We start from the raw sequence: 16,857 nt of genomic DNA, 5'->3' as shown, positions 1-16,857 counted from the left end.
AATGTCACTTAAATCAATCAGTTGAGACGGTAGTTCTGAACTGTCTCAACCAGTGCCATCACATTCTCAACAGGAGTTCCTGCCTGTGCAAAATGACAGGAGCAGGGCAGATATCCCCGGGGACCCAGTTCATCCAGACACAACTCAGTCTCTGCAGCCACATCAGCCGCCGTACCAAAGGGGAGGATCTTCTGATTCTCCACCCCGCCATGAAAAATAAGTTTATCTCCGTATTTCGCTTTGATAGACACACAATCCATTCCATCACAGACATGCTGAATAGGATTCAGAACGTCTACACCCGCTTCGATCAGACGGGGTATGATCGGTTCGGAAGCACCATCCGTGTGAAACAGAACTTTGGCTCCGTAGGAGTGGATCATGTCGCACCATTTTTTCATTCGGGGGAAAAGAAACTCATCAAAGGAGTCGGGTGACATAAGAAGACTCGTCTGTGAACCCATATCATCACTGAGGAAAACAAGATCGATGGCACCCTCTGCGGCTTCCAGAAATCGGCGCACCATCTCACCCTGGGAATCAGCTATGTAATCCAGAGCCTTGTGGAGGAATTCAGGATTCATCACTGTGTCCATCAATGCATCCTCCAGACCGCGCATCTGGCAGTAAACTTCAAAAAGAGAGACCCAGGGGCCCAGTGTCACAAATTCTTTTGCCAGTTCTTTTGCTTCTGCGGCAGCGGTTTCATAATCGAAATCATCAGGATCGGGCCAGGGATAGGCATCCAGCTCTTCGGGAGTCTCGAAACCTTTAAGAGGATTAAAACTGACTTCTCCGTATTCAACTCCCTGGTTGGCCTGAACTGCCTTGAATTTAACACCCCAGTGGTTGATCTCCTGATGCTCATTGGGATCTTTCAGGATCACTCCTTTATAGGGAATCCCCAGCCAGACAATCTTGTCTATATCCAGTTTACGGTAAATATCCAGCTCATCCTCGACGTCCAGTTTCTTTTTGAATTCCTGGACCAGTTCGGGGACCAGCCAGATATCCACAGGTACCCGATCCGGAGTCTCCCGGTTCAGTACAGCTAAAACACGTTCCCTTGCATTCATTCGACTCCTCCCATATTTAAACAAGATAAACCTTTATTTGTACGAAATCTTGGTATATATTTACATAATGCATGGCGAATCTTTACAAGGAATCAAGAGACCCAACCTCCATATCATCGAAGAGCGTCTGGAGAAAACAGGCCTGGCCCTGGAGTACTTCAAGGCCTTTGAACAGAATCAGCATGACTACCACGGACATGACTTTATAGAGATCCTCTTTGTTCTTCATGGAACTTTCCGGCATGTTACCGCTGACAGCAGTTTCGATGAATCGACCGGAGGGCTTACCATCGTAAATGACAGGCAATACCACTCACTAAGAACCCCCGATGGCCCTGTAGAGCTTATGAATATTTACCTGATGCCGGCACTCTACCCTCTCCCGGATCTTCCGGAGCCTCTGTCCGCCCGGCTCTATGATCTGATTCCTCTCCATCCTGAATTGGGGAACCGCCTCAACAGCATCCGGCATCTGAATGTCCGTGATACGGGGAAAATGGAGAGCCTGCTGATGATGCTTTATGAAGAGCAGAATATGGAAGGAACCGGTCAGGAAGCAGCCATACAGTCCCTTTTCCGGCTTTTTCTGATTGAGCTGTGCCGGGCGGCTCCTGTGAAGGAGGTCTTCCATTCCGAGGGATACCGTTTCAGGATTGAAAAAGTATGTGCTTTTCTGGAAAAAAACTATGTCAGACCAGTCCGACTGGATGATCTGTGCCGGATAAGCGGTCTTAATCCGAGCAATCTCTGTCGCAGGTTCAAGGAGTACACGGGCATGAGTACCGGCAATTTTCTAAAACAGAGGCGTCTGGCAGCTGCGGTACAGAGGCTGAGAACGGGCAATGATAAGATCCTCAGCATAAGTCATGACTGCGGATTCTCCGACATATCCCGGTTTAACCGGTTCTTCCGGGAGGCCTTCGGCTGTACACCCTCCGCGTATAGAGACAGCCGGAATGGTATGGATTCAGCCTTTCACCGCACCGGCCATAATACCCCGCATCACCTGCTTCTGAAAAATCAGATAAATGATTGTCACCGGAAGCATCACTATGATGATTGCGGCACTCAGATTCTGCCAGGCTCCCAGGCGGGAGTCGCTGAAGGCGGCCATCAGATTGGTGGTGAGGGTTCTCAGCTTCATTGAGGGCATGTAGAGAAAGGGAATATACATATCGTTCATAATATCCACCATCTTCAAAATTCCCAATGTGGCCACAGCAGGTAACAGGAGGGGAAGAATGATCCTCCAGTAAATTTTATAGAGGGGCAGACCGTCGAGCATGGCACTTTCATCAAGGCTTTTGGGAATCTGGCTCATAAACTGCATATAGACATAGACCTGCATCATATCTGCTCCGGCATAGATGGTAATGGCGGCCCAATGAGTATTGTACAGACCCAGCATCTTGATAATGCCGAATCGGGAAATCTCTGTGACATACACCGGCACAATCATTCCCATAAGAAAGAGTAGAAGCACCAGTTTTTTAAATTTGAACTCAAATCGTGACAGACAGTAGGAGACCGTAGAGGCCAGGAAGGTGTTTATAATAAGGCTCACAACAACCAGATACATGCTGTTGAAAAAAGAGCGGAAGACGCCTCCCACTTGAAAAACAGTCAGATAATTGGCCAGCATCACTCCAGAAGGGGGGGTAAGGGGGGTAGAGTTTCCCAACTCAAGGGGAGTCTTCATTGAGGCAAATATTGTAATACTGAGAGGCAGGATCACTACAAATACCATCAGGGTTAGAATTGTTCCCCTTATGATATCGGATCTTTTTAGACGGAATTTCATTATTTTTGACCTCTCTTGAGGATTGTATTCTGGATGATTGAAAAGAAGATAATCATGAAAAACAGTACAACCGCCATGGAACTTGCCAGGCCGAAACTGCTGAAATTAAAGGCTGTTTTTATACTCAATATTGTAAAGGTACTGCTGGCAAAACCCGGCCCTCCTCCGGTCATGACAAAGGGAATATCAAAAACCTGTAAAGCCCCCCGGACATTGAGGAAGAGTACTATTTCGATGATGATCATTATATTGGGGAGCACTATCTTTCTGAAGACAAGAGCATCACCGGCGCCGTCCATCTGAGCAGCTTCAAAGAGTTCCCGGGGGATGGAGATGACTCCCGCCATAAAGAGGATGATATGAAAGCCCGCAAAGCGCCAGATCGAAACAAATGTAAGAGTGAAGTTGACTATTTCCGGGCTGCTTAACCAGCGTATGGGTTCATAGCCTGTAAAGAAGGTAGCCAGGAGAGTATTCATCGCCCCGTTTGTGGGAGAGAAAAAGAAGCTGAACATATATGAGACAGCGACCCCGTTGATGATATAGGGCAGAAGAACCATCGTCTTATAGAATCCCCCCAGCCTGATCTGTTTATCGAGATAATAGGCAATGAGAATTTCAAAGGGGATGAATAAGAGGTGACCCAGAAAGTAAATGCTGTTGTTTTTCAGACTCAGCCAGACCTCGGGCATATCCCACAGAACTCTTATATAATTTTTTAAACCCAGAAAGTTACTGGACGGACTGATGCCGTTCCAGTCGGTCAGACTGTAAAAGAAAAGGCGTATCAGGGGATAAATCACAAGGAGCAGGGTCAGGAGAATCGGTATGGTGAGGTATAGAAACAGAGTCTTATTTTTTTCTTTCTCATAGCTGTTATTATTCATGGGGAGGGGTCCTCTAGGGGTAAGAAGGATGCTTTTTAAAAATAGGATTCCCGGGAGCAATGCCCCCGGGGAGAATGGTATTATCTGGCGTCAGCCCACTGTTTATTGAGGGTATCCATCATGGCGTCAAAGGAGTCATAATAATCGACAGACATTTCCTGTCCCAGTTTTTTTACATCAAACTGAATCGCATTTTTTATTTCTGTGAAGGCAGGACCATCGGCTTCCAGAAGAATATATTCAGGTTGTTCCAGATCGGCAATTTGAGCCAGTACGGGATTGTCTGCAACTTCAATTCCTTCTATAGTTGAAGAGACACCCAGGGCGGGAAGAATCTGTGCATAATAAACATCAAAGTACCAGGAAAGGAATTCCATGGCCGCTTCAGTATTCTTGTTGTCCTTGGGAATACCGTAAAAGGAATCTGCCATGACTGAGGCATAGAGAGTCTCTGATTTGCTGTCACGAACGGGGAGGAAAAAGATTCCCAGGTCGTCTACATCTCCCTGCAGATTTCTACGGTAATCTTCGATAAACCACTGCCCTGCTGCAAGCATAGCTCCCTTGCCTGCAACAAACTGAAGCTTGACTTCATCAAAGCCGACACCCAGGGGGTCATGTCCCATCGCATTCAGGTCATACATATCCTGTATACGGGCATAGCTTTCATAAAAAGGTTTACCAGGAGAAAAAGGAGCATCCATTTCGGCCATGACGTTATAATAGTTGCCGTCTCCGGATTCCAGGAAGGGCATAAACTCGTTAAAGGGATAGTCAGGCCATGCATCTTTGAGACCCATCAGCAAAGGAGTAAAACGTCCATCGTCTTTGATTGTCTCAAGAAGGGTCATGAACTCTCCCCAGGTTTCGGGAACAGTCAGACCAAGCTCTTTAAAAATACTCTTACGGTAGTAAACAAACTCATTGAAGCTGCGCGTAGGCAGACCTATTATATTGCCATCGAGAGAATACATCTCGGCAAATTTATTCACTTTTGTTGAAGGATGATCATTCAAGGGCAGCAAAAGGTCTTTGTATCTTTCAAGCATATATGGCTTTAAGGGAATAATATCGGGCAGCTCTCCTGCCGCGGCTCTAATCTGCATGGTCTGCTCAAATGACTCAGTATCTTTGGAACTTTCAATGATAATTTCCACATTGGGGTGGCTCTCTTTGTAGAGCTCTGCCATGGGATTTATACTCATCATGTATTTGTAGGCGGTTGAATCCCATGTCACTAAGTTCAGGGTGATACTTTTTTCAGCAGCATCACTCTGTCCTGAGGCACAGAGGAATCCGGCAGTGAAAATCAATAGAATCAGTACGGATAAAAATGTCTTTTTTTTCATAAATCAGGTTCTCCTTTTGTTAATTACTGATCCCATCTTCAACCCGTTTTTATGATTCAGGAATGATTTTATTACCGGATATTTGACTTTTATTACGGAAAAAATGACTGGGAGAAAGGGCTGTCCGGTTTTTAAATGTTCTGCTGAAATGTTCTACATTGGAGAATCCGCAGCGTTCACTTATCTCCTGAATCTGAGTATCTGTTGTTTCAAGGAGTGTTATGGCATGACTGATGCGTATTTCATTCAAAAAATCCTTATACCCCAGTCCCATTTCCTGTTTGAAGACTGTGCTCAGGTGATTTCGGCTCAAGCCGGTCTTCTTACAAAGAGAATCAAGGCTGATCTCCGGATCATTATAATGGGCTCTTAAAAATTGCAGGGACTGCATTACTCCACGGCTCTTATATTGGTGCTGGTCTTTAAGTTTTTTATATTGGCCGGGGAGATTTTCATAGCCGCCGGATCTGCTGAGAATCAGGGCACTATAGTTCAGTGACTGCTTCAGAGCCGTCTTTATTTCTTTGATAAATACATCCAGATGGACTGGATCCGTAAGATCAGCCTCATGAGGGAGGATGAGATAATAATCGGCTCCGGATTTCAGAATATAATAGTATGCATACTCTTGCAGAAGTGATTCCAATAGAGACCTCAGAAGAACATCCTGAATGGGTATTTCATGACGAAAGCAGTTTATAAACTCAAATTTCATAAGAAGAGACAAGGGGCATGAAAAAAGAGAATCAATGGGGGATTCCGGCAGCTCTTCAGCCTCGAGGTAATGGAGTATCTTCACGGCTAAGGCTTCATTTTTTTCATCCTCCCCGGGAATAGGGACCCCACCCTTTGTCAAAATTTTTTTTCTCAGCTTTTCCAGTATGGGAAGAAGAGCCGCCGTTTCCATATCTTCTTTGAGAATGTAGTCGCAGGCTCCATTTTGAAAAGCTCTGCGAACCAGAGGATAATCACTATAGGCACTGATTATAATAAACTCGGTTTTCCCCTCTCGTTTTCGCCACTCTTCAATGACTTCAAGCCCCGTCATTACGGGCATATTGATATCAAGAAGAACCAGATCTGTTCCAGGATGGTCAATCAGAAAGTCCAGAACCGCCTTGCCATTCCTGAATTCTCCTGTCACATGAAATCCCTGTTCTTCCCAGGGGACTATCGTTTTAAGCTCATACAAAGCCAGAGGTTCATCATCCGCCAGGACAATATTTATCATTCCATTTTTCCTTTTAAAGGGAGCCGCAACATGACTCTGGTATACAATCCTGCCCTGCCTGAGAGGGACATACTCCCCGAGCTGCCGTAATACATCCGTATACGCTCCCTGACGTTTGCCAGACCTATATTATATAAACCACGGTGCTGATAATCCTTCTCTTCAATAGTTTTATTATCTTCCAAGCCCACCCCGTTATCTACAATAAGGATTTCCAGACAGCTCCTCTTTTTTCTGAATAGAATCACCAGACAGCCCTTCATAGACCGGGGGCTGAGGCCGTGAATAATGGCATTTTCCACCAGGGGCTGAATGAGCATTTTCATGATTCTTACATCTTCCAGATGCTCTTCTATTCTTATCTTAACCCTGAAGCTGTCCCCGAAACGGACCTGCATGATCAGGATATAGTCTTTGATATTCAGGATCTCCTGTTGGAGGGAGTTTAATTCTCCCGGTTCCCGGAAGGAATTGCTTACCACTCTCATAAGGGCGGTTGTTGTCTCTTTTATGGTCTCCGCCTCAATCATCCTCGCCATAACCTTGATGCTGTTCAGGGTGTTGGAGAGAAAATGGGGGTTGATCTGAAATTGAAGAGCCTGAATCTCGGCTTCCTTTTTCCCCTGTTCTGTTTTTCTGATTTCATGGGTCAACTTATCTATTTCACCCACCATCCTGTTAAAGGAGTGGGACATTCTATCCAATTCAGGGATCTTTGATTCTGCCAGACGGACAGAAAAATCGCCCTTCTCTACAAAGGACATTCTTTCGACAGATTCCTGGATTGGAGTGATGATCTGTCTCATAAGGGAAAGACCGTAGATCAGAAATAAAAGAGATATCAGTGACATTAATATCAGGAATAAAATGGTGCTCTTCAGTACAGGTCCTCTGATCTGCCGTATATTCATGTAATTGACCAGAGTCCATCCCGTTTTATCGATGGAAACCTCATAGCTTAAAAAATCACATTTCTGGAAGTCATCGTCCAACTGCTCTTCGGAAAATCCTTCTGTGAATAAGACCTTGCCTGTATGACTGTAGATAACATATCTGTTATTGGCACTCCCCGAACGGGAGAGATTTTCAAGAGCGCGGAGATTGTATAGGAGTAATAGGGTCAGGGATTTCAGATTTGGATCAATCTCCCTTCGAATTGCTGCTCCCAGACGAAATCGAGGGGTTCCGCCCATGCTCTGATAACTGAGATCATCCAGAAAAAGAACCTGATCCGAAGTCTCTTGAATTTCCCCATACCAGGGGTCCTGAATCATATCCTCCCGAATTCCTATCAGAGGATTTTTATAGATATACAGTTTTTCTGAATTCAGGAACATCAATGCCGAAAGAATATCACCGGAATAATTAAAGTGAAGATCCAGAAGACTGTCAATTTCATTTGATATTTCCAGGGATTGTTTTCGGGAGGGGGACAAATCGTACTGATTGATCAGATCAAGAAAAGGATCATTATAGCTGAGGGCCGATATCTTCAATGCCAGCTCTTCGATTTCTTCATTAATGGCATCGGCGTATCTCATCGTAATATTTCTGGATTCATTCAGTTTGACATCAAACAATGTTTTATAATAGCTGCGTGTGATTATCCCCCCTACAAGAAAGAGAGGTAATACGATGAGTAGTAGAAAAGAACTGAAAAAGCGAGTTTTTAGTGAACCCCTGATTGGACGCATTCAATGATTATGCCTGCCTGTCTTGAATGTTGTCAATAAAGACTGAGGGTGGGTGACAATCTCAGAGTTTTACACAGCTCACAAAATATTATGAAAACACCGGGCTATATGGGAGCCTGAGGAATCAGGGGCAGTATTAATCTGAAATTGATCTATTTCTCAGATTACTTGATATTTAAATACTCTAGGCTCAGGTTCACATGGTCTGCAATTTCCATGACATTTGAATTTTCCTGACAACATGTGACTCTGCCAGATAAAATTTAATAGAGGATGCGCTTAAAAACCGTCTCCTCTTAATATAATCATCAGCAGATAATCTTAACTTCCAAGCCGGCCAACAGACCGAATTTTTGGATTCTGGAAGCCTGAAGACCTGTACCGATAGCACAATGGTGGGTTGGACCGGCATAACTCCACTCATTCATAAACTGTTCTGCGCCAATAGAAAAACGGTACCGACTGTTGGTGTTTCCAATTTCTAAGACAGGTCCCGGAACACATTCTCCCTCAGCAACCAGAAGAAAGAGACCACTGGTACCCTCTACCACTGAAAGCAGGGTGACCGGACCATGCTTGACTGTCATTTGAATGGAGAGCCCCTTTCCTGGTTTCCCATGATATACGGAGAGAGGAACAAGACCCACATCCCCTTGAGATATTGCAAAGTGAGCCGGACCATCATGACCAAGCATAACAATATCATCATCAAAGTCCATACCATAATACTCGCTGAATGAACCTCCCGCTCCAAAGCTGTCAAGGATCTTCATTGCCTGGGCATTTTTTACTTCACACTCTCCGGCCACAGGAATATTTCGGCCTGTAAGCAGTGTGTTACCCGCTATGACCGAAGTAACGATATCTTCATATTCATTTCCATCCTGCCCCTCATAGTAATAAGCCAGGGAGCCAAGTTGATGCTCTTCTACAAGGCGATCCAAAGCCACCGATGTCCTGGCGGCCCTGATCAGCTCATGAATCTCACATTCCTCAGAGATAACAAAGGTCTCTTCAAACTCCTTTATTTTATCATCCACCTGTTTATCTGTGACTTCCCGGCGAAATTTGGCCAGTTCACACATTTCCAGAATTTCAATATGGGTTCCAAGGGTATAGGATTGTTGTGCCAGGTCGGTATAAACATCGAGCATTCCACCATAGTAGTGACCAAGAATACCCAGGCGATTCTCCTTCATAATGCTGTATACTTTGGCAGCATCCACCCACTCCCGAATATTCTGTTCTGTTTTGTCCTGTCCCAGATAACCGGTTACGATCCTGTAAGGGATGGAGGCGGGGTTGAAAATTCCGGCAATTTCGGGAACCGAACAGGCCTGGCAGTGTGCCAGCCACTCTCCGGTCATCACACCACGGTCTTCCAGTTTATTGAACGACTTATAATCGATGGCTGAAACAGGCTGGACATTGAGCAGGATGACGGGAACCCCGGCTTCCTGAGCCACAGGAAGAACTGTTGAGGAAAGTGCATAAGTTGTTATATAGCAGAAAACGAGTTCCACAGCTGCTTTCCTGAACATGGCAGCAGCTGAACGAGCTTTCTCAGGACTATCCACCAGACCCGCAGATATGACATCCACTCCATCAGCATCAAGTATCCCTTCCACCTGTGAAAGATAGCCCTTCAGGCGATCTTCCAAGCCCTCAAATTGCGGCCAGTAGGTGTCCAGTCCAATGCCGAAGACCGCTATTTTGACTTCTGATTTGCTCATGATTGATCCCCTTTCGAATTTGAAAGGTGAAGTCTATTCTGACGAACACGCATATACTCTTCAATACGGTCACGTACACCTGACATGGAAAAGGCTGCCAGAAGAACAAATCCTATGACCACCCTCTGCATATAGGAATCAATCTGAAAGAGGTTCATAGTCGTGGCCATAGAGGCGAAGAAGAGAGAGGCAATAAAGGTGTTGACCACACTCCCCTTTCCCCCTTTAAGGCTGGTTCCACCCAGAACCACGGCAGAGATCACTTCAAACTCATAACCGTATTTCATCCCCGGATTAGCCGACCAGAGACGGGAACTTAAAAAGATCGCTGCGAGACCCGTAAAGGCACCGGTCAGGATAAAGGCTCCAAGCCTTGTTTTGACAACAGGAATACCCGAGAGGACACTGGCTTTTGTTGAGTTTCCTACAGATAGTATCCATCGCCCGAACAGGGTGTACCTGAGTACGTAGGACATGACCAGTACCAGGATTAGAAATGTTATGAAGGGGATGGGAATACCCAGAAACTTGCCATTCCCCAGGGATGTGAACCACTTTTCCTGAAATTGAACAGGGTTTCCATCGGAGACAATGAAGGCAAGGGCCCTGTAGACAAAGTACATAGCCAGTGTAGCGATAAAAGCCGGAATACCCATGACAGCAGATAAGGTTCCGTTTATACCTCCCGCAACAGCTCCCAGAAGGACAACAATTAAAATTGTAGGAACCAGGCCCAAAACACCCACAATAGACACAGTGATGATGGCCAATAGGGCCAGAAGGGAACCTACGGAGAGATCAAAGTCTCCCGTGATAATAAGAAAGGTCATTCCTATAGCCGAAAAACCGACAAATGAGGCTTCACGGGCGATATTCAGAAATATGAGGGGATTTCGGAAATTCCTGTTGGCAACAATTCCGATAATCCAGAGGAGGAGCAGAGCAAAGAGAATTCCTTTGTCTGCAAAGGCAGAGCCCAGAATCTTTTTTATATTGTTACGATTCTTCATTTTAATCTCCTGTTAGCGAGTCTGACGCTGAGGGTATTAACACTGAGAGCTGCGATGAGAATAAGTCCAGTGACAAGTCGCTGATAGAAATCAGGAACTCCCAGGAGATTTAATCCATTCTTTATGATCCCCAGCATGATAGCGGCCACCAGGGTTCCCCAAAGGTTCCCCTTACCACCGGCCAGAGCAGTTCCACCGAGGATGGTTGCCGTGATGACTTCCAATTCGAAGCCCTGCCCCAGTCGTCCATTTCCTGTCAAAAGCTGGGAAGTCAGAATGGTTCCTGAGATCATGGTTGTCAGGCTGGTCATGACAAAGACACCTGAGATGACCCTATCTACGGGTATTCCGGAAATACGGGCTGCATCTTCACCGGAGCCGACTCCCCTCACCCAGACACCAAAAGGGGTCCATCGGTAAATCACTGATGCCACAACATACAGAGTAATCATGATGATAACCGGAACAGGAATAAATCCCACTTTTCCACTGGAAAAGACCTTGATATCCAGATGTCCGTAGATTGTTGCATCCCGTCCCTGTGTGTAGAGCAGCGCAAATCCACGATAAATCGTCATTGTTGCCAGGGTGGCAACAAAGGTCTGTATTTTCAATTTTGTAATAATAAATCCATTGAACAGACCCAGTAGAATTCCTGCCAGAACAAGAAGTCCCAGGGATGGTATAAGACCATAGCGGGGAATATTGATTCCAAGAATACAGGTTGCAATGGAAACCTGAGAACCGATTGAAAGGTCAAATCCTCCGGCTGTTATAGCAAAAGTCATTCCCACACCGGCTATGGCCACCATGGAAACCTGAGACAAAAGGTTGAGTATATTCTGCCCGGAGAGGATGTTGGGTGTAAGGATTGCAAACATCCCCAGGGTAAAAAGAGCTAAAAAGTAGATACCGTATCTTTCCCATATTTTCACTGCGATACCTCTGCTCCCGTAGCAATTTTCATGATGCGGTTCTCCTCAATTTCATCGCCTTTCAGCATACCGGCTATTTTACCGTCTCTGATAACAGCAATTCTGTGACTCAGGGATATGAGTTCGGGAAGATCGGAGGAGATAAGGATGATAGCCAGTCCTTTATCTGTCAGCGAATCTAACAGCTCATAGATCTCTCCCTTGGTTCCCACATCAATACCCCGTGTGGGTTCTAGCAACAGAAGGACCTTACAGGATCGGGCCAGAGCTCTTCCAAGAACGGCTTTCTGCTGGTTCCCGCCGCTGAGGTCCCGTACAATCTGCCCGGGACCTGAATAACTGATATTCATCAGATCTGTATAAGTTTCCAGAACTGCAGTTTCCCTCTTGGGAGGTAGGAACATTCCTCCTCCCCGGCTAAGATCTGGAAGCGTGTTTATTGTCAGGTTGTCCTGCACTCCCATAAGAGGGAATATACCCGATTCCTTCCTGTCATCTGTGACATAGGCAATCCCTGACTTCATGGCTGCCGCGGGTGTCTTAAATGACACAGGAACTCCGTTAATTGACACATGACCCGAGTCCAGTGAATCAAGACCGTATAGGGACTGACAGATTTCTTCACGTCCACAGCCCATAAGTCCGCCCAATCCGAGTATTTCACCCGCTTTTACGGTGAATGAAATATCTTCAAAATGGGGGGCCCTGCTGATATTTTCAACACAGAGTACATCCTCTCCGACAGTGCTGTCGGGATGTCTGTAAAAAGCTTTGACATCCCTCCCGACCATCATTTTGACAATGGCATCTTCATCCAGTTCTGCCAACGGAGCAGTACCCACAAGGGTGCCGTCACGCAGGACTGTCACCCTGTCAGACACATCAAATATTTCTTTCATCCTGTGTGATATATAAATAATGGTTTTACCCTGAGATTTCAGATCTTTAATAATATCGAATAAGCGAGTCACCTCGGCATCACTCAAGGCCGCCGTAGGTTCATCCATAATGATGACCGATGCATCCAGGCTGACTGCTTTGGCAATTTCGGTCATCTGCTTTTCGGCCACACTCAGCCTGCCGACCTCAATTGCAGGATCAAGGGGAAGATCCAGCCGTTTCAACAGTGTTGTGGTATCTTGAATAAGTCTCTTTCTATCTATAAATCCCGCCTTCAGGGGGAGTCTGTTGGCAAAAATATTTTCAGCCACAGAAAGATCATCCATTAAATTGAATTCCTGATAAATTACAGCGATGCCTGCATGTTGAGAATCAACAGGGTGTTTGAAGCGGACAATGCTCCCTTCCACTTCCAGATCACCTGAATCCGGAATATACACACCCCCCAGAATCTTCATTAATGTACTTTTTCCGGCACCGTTTTCACCAACAACGGAATGAGTCTCACCTGCAATAATATCAAGAGAGACATCTGTCAAAGCCTTCACACCAGGGAAGGTTTTCGAGATATTACTAACCCGAATGGCAAAATCCATATTTTTTCCTCCAGGGATTTTAAATCGTTTAATAGTTTCTTCAATAATATAAGCCTCCGCAGAGGTACTTAAAAAGAAGGGCTTCACGATTGTTCATGAAGCCCCTTTATTTCGTAAAATTAGTACTGGTCGATGTTTTCAGTGGTAATCAGATTAACAGGAACGTAGATTTCTCTAGATTCTGCATTATCATATTTAAGGGCTTTACCCTTAATAGCTGCATCAGCCAAAACCACTGTCATCTTGCCCATTTCATAAGGAACCTGCTGAACTGTAGCTGCCATGGTACCGGCCTTGATAGCATCCAGAGCAACACCATCACCGTTAAATCCGATGATCAGAATATCACTGCGTCCTGCATCAACAGCGGCCTGAGCTGCGGCAGCGGCCATAGGATCATTTTCTGCAAAAACAGCCTGAACAGCTGGATGAGCAACTAGAATATCCTGCATTATCTTGTAGCCTTCTTCCGGTTTACTGTGTCCGGAAAGTTCGGTAACCACTTTATACCCAGCATCAGTTACAGCTTTTTTAAAACCTTCACCACGGCGGATAGCATATACTGCAGAAGGCTCAACTTTGATAATTGCTACTTCTTTTGAACCACCGGAACTTTTAAGCTGATCAATGACATAATCTCCAGCCAGAGCACCACCACCAAAGTTATCGGAGATGACAATGGCATCATAAGCTGATCCACCGCCACCTATATCATCGAGGATGACAGGGATTCCCGCCTCATGAGCGGCCTCAACAACAGGACCGATGGCAGGAGGCTTTACAGGAGAGACGATCAGGGCATGAATTCCCTGCACGATGAGGTCCTGGCAGCCGGAAACCATAAGAGCTTCATCTGACTTCTGATCGTGAAGAACAAAGTTATATCCAAGTTCCTCAGCTTTTTCTCTAGTTCCTTTTTCCATGTCCTGAAAAAAACCATACTGCATGTCATAAACCGAAAACCCGATTGTCATTTTCTCATCGGAATCAGATTGTCCACTGGCAAAGATTCCCGCAGTGCAGAAAATTAAAACCAATACAACGCTTAAAACTTTTTTCATATAGAGCCTCCATGTTTGATATATTCATGGTAAATCCCATTTTGTCAGCCGACCATACACAAAAAGAGCGTAGTAGTGTACATTTATAACAAGTGTCAATAAATATAGCCCTGTACAGGAAATATCTCCCCATTAGTGATGTTGCCAGAGACTGGGGTCTCTGGTGTACAGACGCCGGGGCATCAGAAATAAAAAAAGGGGCTCCCTACCCCGCAGTACCAAAGAGCCATCCCGATGCCTTTACTAAGGGTCTTTCAAGCGGATTGGGTCGGGTTATCCAGGAATTTCAACTGATATATATAACCAAAGGACAGGGAACGTTCCGATGGACTACCAGGGATGGCATAAATCATGAAGCTCCCGTAGAAGCAGGTACGGCGATGATTCTGTTCCCGGGGATATGGCATAGCTATGCACCTGATAAATTAACCGGCTGGAATGAATACTGGGTTGGATTCCAGGGTGATATCCCCCTGACTCTACAGAAGAAGGGCCTCCTGGATGTGAATAAGCCTGTATGTAATGTCGGTCTTCATGAAGATCTGTTTGCCGACTACAGGGAAATTTTTTCTATAATTGACCAGGAGCCCCCTGCTTTCCAAATGATCCTGGGCGGTCTGATCCTGAAGATGCTGGGGAGGGTTACCAGCCTGACTCAGGAGGGCGGCATGGCCACCGGAATGGAGAGGACTCTAAGAAAGGCAAAAATTTACTTTGAAGAACATCTTGAAGGGAATCTGGAAATGGATGATCTTCTTGAAAGGGTAAACATGAGTTACAGTACCTTTCAGCGCTCTTTCAAGGAATATACAGGCCTCTCTCCCTACCGTTACTTTTTACAGTTAAAGATTCATGAAGCCTGTAGGCTGCTTATGGAAAACAATTTAACTATAAAGGAAATAGCCTTCAGACTTTCTTTTGAAAATCCCTATTATTTTTCTAGATTGTTTAAGAAAAAAACAGGAATGACACCCACAGAATGGCAGAGGGGAGCTCTACTTTCTGAGGAGCGACCAGATGGAAAATAAGAAAGCTCTGATATAAGGTACACAGCTGAATGCAATAATACCCCATATGATTTTTAAGAGAGAGCCATTATCAAATTATCTTTTTCAAAAAGCTCTCTCTGTAGATCTGTAAATTTTCCAGCTTTTCAGGATTAACCAATTTCATATCAATGTTTACAAACTCACTGAGCTCTTCCAATTCAATGTTTTCATAGGCTGCTTTTGCCGAAAGTGCAGCTCCGAAGGAGGAGGCCTCTTCAATGTTCGTTGTATACACCGGTGAATCGGGATACATGCTTGCCAGCAGCTTCTTATATACATCATTACGCCGGAATCCACCCTCTATATAGATGGGAGTGCCCTTGGAAAAAGAGACCCTCTCCAGAGCTACAGCGCTTTGAACCGCCAGTGAAAGATTGAGCACGGCATGGGCGTATATAAAATTAGAAAAGAACTCAGGAAACCTCCCTTCATTGATTTCACTTAAAGAATAGTATGTCTCACCAGCATAGACTCCGGGCATGGAATCTGGAAACTGGCCTGCTCCCCGCACAACTCCGGGAATAATAAAATCAGTATTATCAATGGCGGACTGAACTATCTCTCTGTTAAAGTCAGGGAAATCATCGGTATTATTCAGATTCTGAAGCTGAGTCATATAGGTTTCAAACTCGAGGCCACCCATAAATATGGCTGTTTTAACCAGTTCCTGTCTGGCCGAAATATTAAAGAAAACGGTTTTACCGATCTCCTCTTCTGTAAAGGAGTATTCTTCAGATGGATGCATAACCACACACCAGGTACCTGTGGAGTTGAGAATAAAATCCTTCTCTCCATTTATCAGGTAAGGGATCAGGGAGGAATTTGAATCATGGAGCCCCACTGTTACGATGGTGTCCGTACTGAGGCCGCATCGTTCTGCGATGGCTGAGCTTATTTTCCCCAGGACATCTCCCGGGTTCTGAACGTTTTCAGGCAGCTTGGGAATCAGTCCCAGTTTTTCGGCGACTGCAGACCATTTCCATTTCTTAAAGTCCCACAGGTAGGTATGGCATCCGGTATAGGTATAATCTGCTGAAACACATCCGGTCAGTCTGTAGGCAAAATACTGAGGATACATAAGAATTTTATCAGTTCTTTCATATTCTAAAGGGAATCGCTTTTTCATAAAATAGATCAATTTTGCCAGATTGATCAGCGGTTTGACCTGGGCTGTTCCGGTCTCCTGCTGGAGAGTGTCACTGCTCCCCAGCTCTTTATAGAATTCCTCATGAAATTCTTCAGGAACTTCATTGGTATAGGCAACAACAGGCACAGAGAGCTCACCCTCTTTATCAATACAGGCACAAGTTGCTCCATGTGCGGATATGGAAAGGCTGCGAATGTTATATCTGGCACTCAGCACTTTCAGATTTTTATAAAACCAGCTCTCAATCTCCAGGGTGTTTTCCACTTCCAGTTCTTCAAAGGAGATGGTGGGAATTGACTCGTAAACCGAATCGACCTGATTGAGCTCTTCATCATATATAACTATCTTTTTATTAGTCTTTCCAATATCCAGTATTGCATAATTCATG

13 protein-coding genes and 1 pseudogene are annotated in these 16,857 nt (G+C 45.1%); 2 read left to right on the top strand and 12 right to left on the bottom strand.

The features are described from left to right. Positions 1 to 17 precede the first annotated feature (17 nt). Positions 18 to 1,076, bottom strand: coding sequence for a uroporphyrinogen decarboxylase family protein (locus DV872_RS00370; protein WP_114627841.1), 1,059 nt, complete (start codon positions 1,074 to 1,076; stop codon positions 18 to 20). Positions 1,077 to 1,143: 67 nt separating this feature from the next. Between DV872_RS00370 and DV872_RS00365 the strand changes: the two are divergent. Then, a pseudogene (locus tag DV872_RS00365) lies at positions 1,144 to 2,013 on the top strand (AraC family transcriptional regulator); the annotation flags it as partial. A gap of 30 nt (positions 2,014 to 2,043) precedes the next feature. On the opposite strand, the gene DV872_RS26885 reads toward DV872_RS00365, so the two are convergent. The 10 genes from DV872_RS26885 to DV872_RS00315 all read right to left on the bottom strand — a co-directional run bounded on the left by DV872_RS26885 (position 2,044) and on the right by DV872_RS00315 (position 14,273). Further along, a complete protein-coding gene (locus DV872_RS26885) occupies positions 2,044 to 2,877 on the bottom strand; it encodes a carbohydrate ABC transporter permease (protein ID WP_114627839.1) in 834 nt (277 codons plus the stop codon). Continuing rightward, positions 2,877 to 3,764, bottom strand: a complete 888-nt coding sequence (locus DV872_RS00355) for a carbohydrate ABC transporter permease (protein WP_114627838.1) — start codon at positions 3,762 to 3,764, stop codon at positions 2,877 to 2,879. The genes DV872_RS26885 and DV872_RS00355 overlap by 1 nt, the downstream gene beginning before the upstream one ends. 80 nt (positions 3,765 to 3,844) lie before the next feature. After that, a complete protein-coding gene (locus DV872_RS00350) occupies positions 3,845 to 5,113 on the bottom strand; it encodes an ABC transporter substrate-binding protein (RefSeq protein WP_114627837.1) in 1,269 nt (422 codons plus the stop codon). Positions 5,114 to 5,162: 49 nt separating this feature from the next. Then, on the bottom strand, positions 5,163 to 6,344 hold the full coding sequence (locus DV872_RS00345; RefSeq protein ID WP_114627836.1) for a helix-turn-helix domain-containing protein: 1,182 nt from the start codon (positions 6,342 to 6,344) through the stop codon (positions 5,163 to 5,165). Then, positions 6,341 to 8,038, bottom strand: coding sequence for a sensor histidine kinase (locus DV872_RS00340; protein ID WP_114627835.1), 1,698 nt, complete (start codon positions 8,036 to 8,038; stop codon positions 6,341 to 6,343). The genes DV872_RS00345 and DV872_RS00340 overlap by 4 nt, the downstream gene beginning before the upstream one ends. A 308-nt stretch (positions 8,039 to 8,346) precedes the next feature. Beyond that, the gene (locus DV872_RS00335) at positions 8,347 to 9,771 is read right to left on the bottom strand and encodes an L-fucose/L-arabinose isomerase family protein (RefSeq protein WP_114627834.1); all 1,425 of its coding nucleotides are present in this window, start codon (positions 9,769 to 9,771) and stop codon (positions 8,347 to 8,349) included. Continuing rightward, positions 9,768 to 10,781, bottom strand: a complete 1,014-nt coding sequence (locus DV872_RS00330; protein ID WP_114627833.1) for an ABC transporter permease — start codon at positions 10,779 to 10,781, stop codon at positions 9,768 to 9,770. Before DV872_RS00330 ends, DV872_RS00335 begins: the two co-directional genes overlap by 4 nt. Next, a complete protein-coding gene (locus tag DV872_RS00325; protein WP_114627832.1) occupies positions 10,778 to 11,716 on the bottom strand; it encodes an ABC transporter permease in 939 nt (312 codons plus the stop codon). Before DV872_RS00325 ends, DV872_RS00330 begins: the two co-directional genes overlap by 4 nt. Next, complete coding sequence (locus DV872_RS00320; protein ID WP_114628006.1) at positions 11,713 to 13,212, bottom strand: sugar ABC transporter ATP-binding protein; 1,500 nt, start codon at positions 13,210 to 13,212, stop codon at positions 11,713 to 11,715. The genes DV872_RS00325 and DV872_RS00320 overlap by 4 nt, the downstream gene beginning before the upstream one ends. A gap of 119 nt (positions 13,213 to 13,331) precedes the next feature. Continuing rightward, entirely contained in the window at positions 13,332 to 14,273 is a 942-nt protein-coding gene (locus DV872_RS00315; protein ID WP_114627831.1) for a substrate-binding domain-containing protein, read from the bottom strand. Between the two features lie 92 nt (positions 14,274 to 14,365). Here DV872_RS00315 and DV872_RS00310 point away from each other — a divergent pair, with 92 nt between their 5' ends. After that, positions 14,366 to 15,301 (top strand): AraC family transcriptional regulator, encoded by a 936-nt coding sequence (locus DV872_RS00310; RefSeq protein ID WP_114627830.1) that lies wholly within the window; start codon positions 14,366 to 14,368, stop codon positions 15,299 to 15,301. Positions 15,302 to 15,371: 70 nt separating this feature from the next. Here the strand turns inward: DV872_RS00310 and DV872_RS00305 are convergent, their stop codons facing one another. Next, a complete protein-coding gene (locus DV872_RS00305; protein WP_114627829.1) occupies positions 15,372 to 16,856 on the bottom strand; it encodes an FGGY-family carbohydrate kinase in 1,485 nt (494 codons plus the stop codon). Position 16,857: the final 1 nt, after the last annotated feature.

The organism is Oceanispirochaeta sp. M1 (genome assembly GCF_003346715.1).
In the GTDB taxonomy this organism is placed as follows: Bacteria; Spirochaetota; Spirochaetia; order DSM-2461; family DSM-2461; genus Oceanispirochaeta.
This window is presented reverse-complemented; position numbering and strand designations above follow the sequence as displayed.